Origin of the sequence: Camelimonas fluminis (assembly GCF_014656355.1) — a bacterium.
GTDB lineage: Bacteria > Pseudomonadota > Alphaproteobacteria > Rhizobiales > Beijerinckiaceae > Camelimonas > Camelimonas fluminis.
On the sequence record NZ_BNCG01000013.1, the window covers coordinates 101292 to 111203 of the forward strand.

At 61.0% G+C, this 9912-nt stretch carries 10 protein-coding genes and 1 pseudogene; 5 read left to right on the forward strand and 6 right to left on the reverse strand.

Translation table 11 applies throughout. The features are described 5' to 3' along the window. Nucleotides 1-831: 831 nt before the first annotated feature. The 4 genes from IE243_RS14530 to dusA form a co-directional block, all read right to left on the reverse strand. Entirely contained in the window at nt 832-1380 is a 549-nt protein-coding gene (locus tag IE243_RS14530) for a thermonuclease family protein (protein WP_191320108.1), read from the reverse strand. Then, the gene (gene cobT, locus IE243_RS14535) at nt 1377-2411 is read right to left on the reverse strand and encodes a nicotinate-nucleotide--dimethylbenzimidazole phosphoribosyltransferase (protein ID WP_191320109.1); all 1035 of its coding nucleotides are present in this window, start codon (nt 2409-2411) and stop codon (nt 1377-1379) included. The genes IE243_RS14530 and cobT overlap by 4 nt, the downstream gene beginning before the upstream one ends. Nucleotides 2412-2623: 212 nt before the next feature. Beyond that, complete coding sequence (locus tag IE243_RS14540) at nt 2624-3124, reverse strand: MaoC family dehydratase (protein ID WP_191320110.1); 501 nt, start codon at nt 3122-3124, stop codon at nt 2624-2626. 151 nt (nt 3125-3275) lie between these two features. Further along, on the reverse strand, nt 3276-4322 hold the full coding sequence (dusA, locus tag IE243_RS14545) for a tRNA dihydrouridine(20/20a) synthase DusA (RefSeq protein WP_191320111.1): 1047 nt from the start codon (nt 4320-4322) through the stop codon (nt 3276-3278). A 90-nt stretch (nt 4323-4412) separates the two neighbouring features. Here dusA and IE243_RS14550 point away from each other — a divergent pair, with 90 nt between their 5' ends. From IE243_RS14550 to IE243_RS14560, 3 genes are all read left to right on the forward strand, one after another. Then, nucleotides 4413-4601, forward strand: coding sequence for a hypothetical protein (locus tag IE243_RS14550; protein WP_191320112.1), 189 nt, complete (start codon nt 4413-4415; stop codon nt 4599-4601). A 72-nt stretch (nt 4602-4673) separates the two neighbouring features. Next, nucleotides 4674-4847 (forward strand): hypothetical protein, encoded by a 174-nt coding sequence (locus IE243_RS14555; RefSeq protein WP_191320113.1) that lies wholly within the window; start codon nt 4674-4676, stop codon nt 4845-4847. A gap of 137 nt (nt 4848-4984) precedes the next feature. Continuing rightward, the gene (locus tag IE243_RS14560) at nt 4985-6148 is read left to right on the forward strand and encodes a DUF6551 family protein (RefSeq protein ID WP_191320114.1); all 1164 of its coding nucleotides are present in this window, start codon (nt 4985-4987) and stop codon (nt 6146-6148) included. Between the two features lie 136 nt (nt 6149-6284). On the opposite strand, the gene IE243_RS14565 is transcribed toward IE243_RS14560, so the two are convergent. After that, a complete protein-coding gene (locus IE243_RS14565) occupies nt 6285-7199 on the reverse strand; it encodes a lipid kinase (protein WP_191320115.1) in 915 nt (304 codons plus the stop codon). Nucleotides 7200-7853: 654 nt separating this feature from the next. On the opposite strand from IE243_RS14565, the gene IE243_RS14570 reads away from it, so the two are divergent. Together IE243_RS14570 and IE243_RS14575 are read left to right on the forward strand one after the other, a co-directional pair. Beyond that, the gene (locus IE243_RS14570; protein ID WP_047165823.1) at nt 7854-8702 is read left to right on the forward strand and encodes a type IV toxin-antitoxin system AbiEi family antitoxin domain-containing protein; all 849 of its coding nucleotides are present in this window, start codon (nt 7854-7856) and stop codon (nt 8700-8702) included. Further along, nucleotides 8702-9616 (forward strand): nucleotidyl transferase AbiEii/AbiGii toxin family protein, encoded by a 915-nt coding sequence (locus tag IE243_RS14575; protein WP_191320116.1) that lies wholly within the window; start codon nt 8702-8704, stop codon nt 9614-9616. Before IE243_RS14570 ends, IE243_RS14575 begins: the two co-directional genes overlap by 1 nt. 42 nt (nt 9617-9658) lie before the next feature. Here IE243_RS14575 and IE243_RS14580 read toward each other — a convergent pair. Then, a pseudogene (locus IE243_RS14580) lies at nt 9659-9912 on the reverse strand (hypothetical protein); the annotation flags it as partial.

The following is a 9912-nucleotide window of genomic DNA, read 5'->3' on the forward strand; positions in this document are numbered from 1 at the left end:
ACAGCCAAAGAAAAAGGGCACGCACCGCCTGGTGACAATGCACCACGCCGTGACATGCCCTGTAGTCAGGGGGGTCTCAAGATCGGGGTCAGGATCAGAATGATCGCTGCGATCTTATGCTTAACGTCGACAACGGCCGGAGGTTCCGTGCTCTGGTAAAATTACGTTGCCAGAAAACCGGATTTTCCCAGGGACTCTGAGACAGGCGCACGCCGCGCCCTGCCCCAGACCAGGAGCCCGGACCAGGGGCCTGGACCAGGAGTCCCCATCGCTTTGGCCTGGCGCAGGCTGCTCACGACAGGGCGCGGCCACTTTTTCCGAAAATGCGCGCAGCTGACGCCAGCGCCTCTGTCCGCGCCACGGCGTTGTCAGAGTTTCGGCAGGCTGGACCCATGGATATCGGGCCGGGACGGGCGCGACGGCGCGCCGTCGCAAAAGAAAAGGCGCCGCGTGGGGGGAACGCGACGCCTTCAGGGGGGCTGTGTCAAATCTCTACGGAGGTCGTCGGGATTTGATGGATTGACCATACGGCGCCCACCCCCTCGCGTACGTGCGCCAGCGCACATAACTTTGGGGTAGACGCCACAGCGGACGCATAGGTGAAAATTGAGATATGCGCTCTGAGCATGTCCAGCCATTTACACTCAGGCAGGCGTGCGCGGCAGACGCCCGCACATCCAGACCCGCAGCGCCGAAGCATCTGCCCCCTTGGAGGCTTCCTGTCCGGACCTCGCGTATTTTCGATGGAAGCCGGTTCACATAAAATGATCAAACCGTTGAATTTGATGAACTTTCTTCACAAAAGCAGGCGCCGCCTTTCCCGAACATGCCCTAAGGGTTCCGGTCACGGCGGGGATGCAGCCGTCGCCACTCCTGCGGCGTCATGAATTGCCCGGCCCAGACGCCGCGCCGCGCCGCGCGCGCCTCGGCCTCCTCGCGCCCATAGTCGCCATAGGACACGGCCATGCCGTCGCGCACCAGGGCAGCGTTGATGTCCTCTCCGGCCACGGAGCAGACCGCAAGGGTGCGGCCGTAGCGATCAATCCCCTGGCTTCGGCAGCTTGCATCGGCGCGGCCAAGCCGCGTGGCCAGAAAGCTGCGGGCGGCCTCGCCGCAGTTCCAGCTCTGGCCATTGCGTTCACAGGTCTGGCGCAGCTCGGGCGCATCCAGACCGGCAAGGCGAATTTCCACGCCATTGAGGCGAACGGAATCGCCATCGACGGCCCGCGCGCGCCCCTGGAGCAGCTCACCCTTCTCCTTCTCCGGAAGCATGGTGACAACGGCGGCGCAAGCTGCCAGCAACGACACGGCGAGCAGCAGATCAGCGGCGCTGTAGCGCCGGGGGGAGAACAACGCCCCCTGGCGCGGCCTGCGGCTCACCCGACAGCGCCTTTGCCGGACACGCCGGCGGTCGCGAACGTCGCCATGTCGTTATGGCAGGCGACAGCGGCGCGGATGACCCCAGCGGCCAGCGCCGCCCCGGTGCCCTCGCCCAGCCGCATGCCCAGCTCAAGGATCGGCTTCTTGCCCAACCGCTCCAGCACGTCGGCATGGGCGCCCTCCGCCGAGCAGTGGCCTGCGACGCAATGATCGATCAGGGTAGGCTCCAGCGCGTGCAGGATGGCGGCGGCGGCGGTGATGACGTAACCGTCGATCACCACCGGAATACGCTGGGCCCGCGCCGCCAGAATGGCGCCGGCGGACGCGGCGATTTCCCGGCCGCCGATGCGGCGCAGAACTTCCAGCGGGTCTTTCAGATTGGCGCCATGATGGGCCAACGCCGCCTCCACGGCCGCGACCTTGCGCGCCATGCCCGCGTCATCGACGCCGCTGCCGCGCCCGACCCAATGGGCGGCGTCGCCCCCATAAAGGGCGGCGAAGATGGCGGCGGCGACGGTGGTGTTGCCAATGCCAAGTTCGCCCAGGCACAGCAGATCGGTTCCGCCAGCAATCGCCTCCATGCCGAAAGCCATGGTGGCGACGCAGGACTTCTCGTCCAGCGCGTCCTCACAGGTAATGTCGCCGGTCGGCACGTCGAGCGCCAGGTCGAACACCTTGAAGCCCAGATCATAAGCGGCGCAGATCTGATTGATCGCAGCGCCGCCCGCGGCGAAATTTTCCAGCATCTGCCGGGTGACGCTCTGCGGATAAGCGGAAACGCCGCGCGCCGTCACGCCGTGATTGCCTGCGAACACGCACACCACCGGGCGATTGACCGAAGGCTTTGAGCGCCCCTGCCAGGCCGCCAGCCACTCAACCAGCGATTCCAGCCGGCCCAGCGATCCCGCCGGCTTGGTCAACTCCGCATCGCGTTCGCGAACATTGGCGGCGGCGTCCACGTCCGGACCCGGCAATTCACGAATCATGTGGCGGATATCGTCGAACGGGAGTCCTGAGAAGCTGGGGGCCATGGCGTTCCTGTTGCCGGCGCGGGCAGCGATCCGCCGGCGCAGCCGGTCGGTTCGCCGGCCCGAACCCGATGTAGCGGAGCGGCGGGCGCCCCAAAACCTGGATGGTTGAGACGCCGCAGGCGTCCGGATGACCGCTGCTATACTCCCCGCCGCCTCCCGGGTGAAGGGCGTTGGCGGACGGGACGCGCCCGCCCGGCGCAATGCGCCGCTTCCTACAGCCGCAGCAGATAGGAATGCCGCCCCTCCAGCACCATTTCGCCCTTCTGGTTCTCCACCGTGGCGCGCATATGGACGAGGCCCGTGGAGCGCTGGCGAACCAGTTCGGTGATTTCGAGCAGCGGATACAGGGTGTCGTCCGGAAACACGCCCTTGAGGAATTTGGCCTGCACCTCGACAAAGCCAATCAGCTTCGGACCAATCACATGCGGGAATAGCCCCGCGCCGGCCGCCGTGGCGCTCAACACCTGCAGGCCGTGCGCCAGCAGATCCGGGTGGCCGGTCGCCTGGCAATAATCCCTGTCGTAGTGGATGGGGTGATTGTCGCCGCTCACCACCTGAAACGCCGAGAAATGCGCCATCGTTATCGTGCGCGCCGGGCACGGATAACGTTCGCCCACTTTCAGCTCATCAAAACCGCGTAGTGGCACAAGCGGGCGCGATAGCGGATCGAACTTCGTCTGACGTCCCGCGTCGGCGTGCGCTGCATCGGCCATGGCGTTCTCCCATTTCCCGGGCGAACCGGTCGTTCGGCGCCGGATCACCCTGATGTTTGTCTGAAGCGACTTCCCCCGCATGCGAAAGCGCTCGCCTGCGGGCAATGCTTGCCGGGGAGACTGCCAGCCTTGCGGGGGAGCGGCAAGCGCCCTACTGCGCCGCGACGCGCTCCGGGAAAGGCCGCACCAGGTTCATGGCGTCGATGAGCACCTGCCGGTCCGCGCCAGGCCTTGTGGCGTGCGTGGCGAGATGGCGACGGAAAGCCCGGGCGCCAGGTTGCCCGGGGAACAGGCCCAGCAGATGGCGGGTGATCTGCGACAGACGCAGACCCGCTTCCAGACGTTCGTCAATGTAGGGCAGCAGCGCCTCGAGGGCGTCGCGCTCGCCAGCCACAGGCGCCGCCTCGCCGAACAGTTCCGGATCGACCAGCAACAGTTGCCCCGGATTCTGATATGCGGCGCGACCCAGCATGACGCCATCGAGCCCCGTCAGGTGCGTTTTCGCCGCGTCGATCGACACAAGGCCGCCATTGAGGATGACCGGGAGATCCGGCCAGGTCTGCTTCAGACGATGGACGCGATCATAGTCGAGCGGCGGAATATCGCGGTTTTCCTTCGGCGACAGCCCCTGCAGCCACGCCTTGCGCGCATGCACGATGAGGGCGTCGACGCCGGCGGCGGCGACGGCGCGGGTCAGTTCCTCAAGGGCGACTTCCGGATCCTGGTCATCAACGCCAATGCGACACTTCACGGTGACAGGAATGCTCACCGCCGCCTTCATGGCGGCGACGCAATCGCCCACCAGCTCCGGCTGCCGCATCAGACAGGCGCCAAAGGCCCCATCCTGCACCCGATCTGACGGACAGCCGACATTGAGGTTGACCTCGTCATAGCCAAGGTCAGCGCAAATGCGGGCGCACTGCGCCAGCGCCGCCGGATCATTGCCACCCAACTGGATGGCGACAGGGTGCTCCTGCCGGCTGTACCCCAGCAACCGCGCCCGATCGCCATGAATGATGGCGCCGGTGGTGATCATCTCCGTATACAGCCGGGCGCGCCGGCTCAGCAGCCGGTGAAAGAACCGGCATTCCCGATCCGACCAGTCGATCATCGGAGCCACGCAGAAACGCCAAGGCGATGGCTTGGCGGGAATCGTTGGCGTTCCTTGGGTTTTTGGCTGTCCTGCGACGTCTGTCATGATGCGTATGGCTGTGTGTTTTGCGTTTTCAGGGGTGTGTTTCGGACCGGCGTCACAATGTGACGCCGGCGCGGCGCATATGATGCCGATATGGGAACCATCGGGGCGCGAAAGCGCGCTGACAGCAGTATCGCCTATCTGGCGAAGATCGTCATCAAACGCCAGGACGAAGTCGTCTACCGCGAGAACCAGACATTTGACAGGCAGCACGTTGCCTCTGCCTGGATCGCCAAGCGGGAAACCGGAAGCGCAAACCCGGCGCGCCGGAGCCGGCCATAACTGTTGCCGACGCGATCAACGGCTTCATCGCCGGGAACAGGCGGTCGCCCGGCCGGTCGCTGCAAGCAGGTCATGAACTCCCTGGGCGGGTCCGAATTCGTCCAGACGCGGTGCGACGACGTCACCAGCCAGCGCATCGCCGCCTTTGCCAGCGACTTCATCGTCCGTCAGATCACCTTGATCCAAAGCAACTTTCCGCGAAAAGAGCGTAAATCACTCACCACGCGATTTAAGAATCAATTTTAGCAAATAAATTTGGCATGAAAAACAATTTATAATAATTTAAATTATTTAACTTGTAATTATATCGAAAACAATTCATTCTTCACCTCAATCAAATAACGTCGACAGCCCTTCGTTCATTCGCAGAGCAGGACCAACCAATGACATATAACATTGCTCATTGCGTCGATGCAGACAGAATACAAACTTGGAGGCACGGAAAATCCCGGATACCAGACTGGGTGTCGCCACATATGGTCGGGGACATTGCGGCAAATGGAACATTTATAATTAATGCATTGCCGGGGCGTATACGCGTTCATCCGGGAAGTATTATTATCGAACGCAGCGGAGATCTATGGGTTTGCGCTGCTGAGGAATACAACAAATTTATGGAAAATTTCAGGCGCAGTTCGAGCCTCGCAAGTACAAATATCGGACCTGGAAAAACACATCAATTTGGCGCCGAGACCAGAAAGAAAGGCCCGAAACGGGAAAATCGCAGCGCCGGTCATCATGCCAAGTATGTTGACCCACTGGGGACATTGCCAACTATAGAGTGGATTCATTTGGATCGTCTCTCTGTCGACCACGCATATCAGCGATCAACAGAAAATGAGGCGTCAAGCAGATTGATCATGAGTATCGCTGCAAAATTCGACTGGCGGCTTTGCGCGCCATTGGTGGTGTCCAGACGCGCGGATGAAGCGCTCACAATTATCGATGGTCAGCATCGCTGGATGGCCGCCCGTGAACGAGGCGACATTCCGCAACTGCCGTGTTGTGTTTTCAGATATGGAAACATGGAAGAAGAAGCGCGTATGTTTATTCTAGCAAACCGGGCGCGGAAGCCGATTAACAGGCTTGACGACTTCCATGCCGCCCTGACAGCCGCGGATGAAGACGCAATCGAGATACAGCAACTGGTTACAGACGCCGGCCTCCGGGTTGCCAGAACCACCTCGTCGGCGGCATGGCGTCCGGGCGACGTCGCATTCACATCATCGATAGCAAAGGCGATCCGCAAATACGGCCCTGCTGTTACATCGGCTGCCCTGACCAACATGGCTGAAGCCTTTGGCGAACAGAGACTATCCCATGGTAGCGCAATATTTGGCGGACTTGTCCGGATCCTCTGCAATCCAAAACCAGATTTTGACCCTGATCGCCTTCTGAGCGTGCTGCAAACCCGAACAGCCGATACATGGGGTGGCCATGCAGCGGGGTTGCGCGGGGGCGATCGACGCGTCATGGCGCTACAAAACGCAATCCTGCAAGCTTATGAAGCCCAGACATCAGGCGCGGACATCCCTGACAGTTGCTGATCCTTTTACAGTTTCCACGAAATGCCTGCCGCCAGATTTTATTGTCATCATACGCCAGTGCCCTGGATCGCGCCTCATAACTTCAACCCGAACTCCCAAATATCTGACTCTGCGACCAGATGTAATCACGATATAATTACATCGCTTGAGCATTGAAACGCGACAAGGCCGCAGGAACAAATATGGAGATAGCTTTTGGGTGGACTTTGAAGTGGCCTGGCGTTGCGGTGACGATTTCGCCGTCTGTATTGATCGGCATGGGCTTTTTCGTCACGATGTCAAACTCAACGCAGCGCGCGGTGCGCACCTCGCTCCATGCTCCATGTGTGCCGGAGCGGAATGACCGCAGCATCAGCGCCAGTTTCCAGAGGTTCTTCATTTCCAGGCTGTAGAGGTCGAGGTGGCCGTCATCGATCTCGGCGCTCTCCTGCACCACATTGCCGCCGCCGTAGTGCCGGCCGTTGCCGACGGCGATCTGGTAAGTTTCCACGTCGATCGCCCCGCCCTTCTCCATGATGGTGGCGTGGAAGCGCGATGCGCCGGACAGCACCTTCAGGGCCGCCAGCGCATAGCCAAACCGGCCGAAGCGCTTCTTGATGTCAGGATCCAGACGTTGGGCGAGATCGCTGCTCAACCCGATGCTGGCGACGTTGAAGAACGCATGGCCATTGACCGTGCCGACATCCACGGCCCGCATCTGGCCCTGGGCGATCACGTCGGCTGCGGCCGGCAGATCCATCGGTATGTTGAGCGTGCGGGCAAGGTCGTTGGCGGTGCCCATGGGAATAATGCCCAAAGGCAGGCCACTTTCCATCGCGGCCAGCGCCGCCGAAGAAACCGAACCATCGCCGCCGCAGACGATCACCAGATCGGCTCGGTCGCGCAGCCGCACAATATCGCGGGCAATTTCCGGCAAGGCCTCAAACGTCTCAACTGTCACATCAAGCCCGCCACGCTCCAGGCGCTGCAGCACCGGTGCGATCGACTCCTGGCCACGCCGCGCATGCGGGTTGCGCAACAACAGTGCGCGTTTTCCAGATTGCTGAATCATAAGGGAAGATATTCTCGTGAATCCTGAAGGCCCCAGATAGGGAGCCCCAGCATCCACTTCAACTGTGGCGGTCGTTGGCGCCCGAAGCCGGATCCGCTTTCATTCGCTCGGACCCGGGCGCCCGCTGCCGCATTGAACAGAAGAGCAGTCTATCGCCCCTGGCGGCTGCGCGGTGGGAAGCCACCGCCACGAAGTCCGCCGGACAACCACCGGTCAGCAAAAAGCCCGCAAATATGCGGGCTTTTCTTTCAGGCAACCAAAGGCCGCCGCAAGCGTATCGGACTCAAATCACTCCCACTCAATCGTCCAAACCAACATTAAGCCGTTGATATCACGTATAATTATGGCCTTGGGGCGCGCAAAAACCGACTACTGGCTAGTCAAAATGTTACGCTTTTGATTTTAAAGGGAAAAAGGGTCGAAAAAAAATTTGTGGGTTTCAAGGACAATCGGCGTCAATCGCCAGTCTCGACCCTGTGAACGCCGTCCCACAGATTGACCCAATCTGTAGCAGAAAACACCGCTGACCACAACGAGCAGCCTGCCTCGGACAAGAGGTCAGTTTGCGTTTATGCCGATTTGCTAACCACAAAGCAGCAAACCAGGGCATCTTCAAACTGGCGCTTGGTTTGAAAATATGCTAAAACACTCACTATGAGTGAGCAAACAATAGGAAAGTTAAAGCAACTGGAACAGGTCCTGCCTGAGGGCCTGCTCGTCGATGCCGCGTGGCTTTCCGCTCAAGGCTACTCAACCTCGCTGCGCACCAAATATGTTGCCTCTGGCTGGCTCGAGCAGCCGGCACGCCGAGTGTATCGGCGCCCTCGCGGACAGCTTGGCTGGCAGCAGGTGGTCGTCTCGCTGCAGACGCTTCTCGGCTATCGTCTCACCGTTGGCGGCCGGACAGCCCTCGAGCTGCAAGGCTATGCCCATTACCTCTCACAGGATCGTTCCGAGATCCATCTTCACGGTCCAGCGAAGCCGCCCAGCTGGCTCACGACGCTCCCACTGAAGGAACGGTTCGTGTATCACAACAGCTCGCCGCTCTTCGGGGCCGACCTGGAGGATGTCAGCTTTCCTTCCCTCGTTTCGGACCGCGCACCTGATGCGCGAGTTGCGGGATCTTTTCAGGACGCCGGATTGCGCGCTCTGCCCTGGGGGCAATGGGATTGGCCGTTGACGGTATCGACGCCCGAACGGGCGGTTCTCGAACTTCTCGATGAGCTGCCCCAGCGTGAGAGCTTCGATCAGGTCGACGTGCTGATGGAAGGTCTGAGCGATCTTGCGCCGAGGCGGCTCCAGAAGCTGCTTGTCCGCTGCCGCAGTGTGAAGGTGAAGCGCCTGTTCTTCTTCTTTGCCGATCGGCATCGCCATGCATGGCTCAAGCAAGTCGACCGGACCGCAATCGAACTGGGTTCGGGCAAGCGCATGCTGGTCAAGGACGGCAGGTACGACCCGACCTACGAGATCACTGTCCCCAAGGAACTGGCCGAGGCGTATTGATGGCATTTGCGGACACTTACCGAAATCAGGTCGCATTACTGATCCGCACACTGCCTTCGGTGGTTGCGGAAGAGTGCTTCGCGATGAAGGGTGGCACGGCGATCAATCTGTTCGTGCGCGACCTGCCGCGCCTCTCGGTCGATATCGATCTTACCTACCTGCCAGTGCAGGACCGCGCGACCTCGCTTGCAACGATCAATGCGGCGATGGCGCGCATCGCTGAGCGCATTACCGAGTCAGTCCGCGGCTCCCGTGTCGCTCCGTCACGCTCGCGCGAGAATGTGATCACTAAGCTCGTCGTCCGTGGCGATGGCGCGCAAATCAAGATTGAGGTGACGCCGGTCCTGCGTGGCTGCGTGTTCGAGCCCGCCATACGGTCGGTCTCCCCCAGCGTGGAAGATGAATTCGGCTTTGCCGAAATGCGGATCGTCTCGTTTCCCGATCTCTACGCCGGCAAGATTGTCGCCGCCCTCGACCGTCAGCATCCACGCGATCTGTTCGACGTGCGTGATCTTCTGGCGAATGAAGGCATCGACGATGCGCTGCGTCGGGCCTTCCTCATCTACCTGATCAGCCACGACCGCCCCATGGCCGAAGTTCTGGCGGTGCGGCGCAAAGATATTGCGGTAGAATTTGACCGAGGTTTCGTCGGCATGACGCGACAACCGGTCGAACTCGAGACCCTGCTTGCGGCGCGTGAAGCACTGATTGCCGACATCGTCGGAGAGATGCCCAATGCGCACCGCCAATTTCTGTTGGCGTTCGAGCGCGGCGAACCCGACTGGCCAGCCCTCAACCTGGAGGCCGGCGCCGAACTGCCGGCCGTGCGATGGCGGCAACAAAACCTCGATGGTTTGAAGGCTGAGAAACGCCAGGCAGTGGTGCGGCAGCTTGAAGAGGTTCTGGCAACATAGGGTCGTAGAAGGCCGGAGCCGTCATCATCATCGGCGAGCAAATCAGGTGGCGGCCGAAAGGTTCACGCGCTCCATCAGCGCTTCGGCGCTTTCCTTGCGCTCCGAATAGCGATCGGTGAGATAGGTCGAGACATCCCGTGTGAGCAACGTGAACTTGACCAGCTCCTCCATCACGTCGACCACGCGATCGTAGTAGGAGGACGGTTTCATGCGGCCGGCCTCGTCGAATTGCTGGAACTGCGTGTTCCACGGGATGGTGGGCACTGATTCCACCGGATGATGGGCGCGCGTTCCAC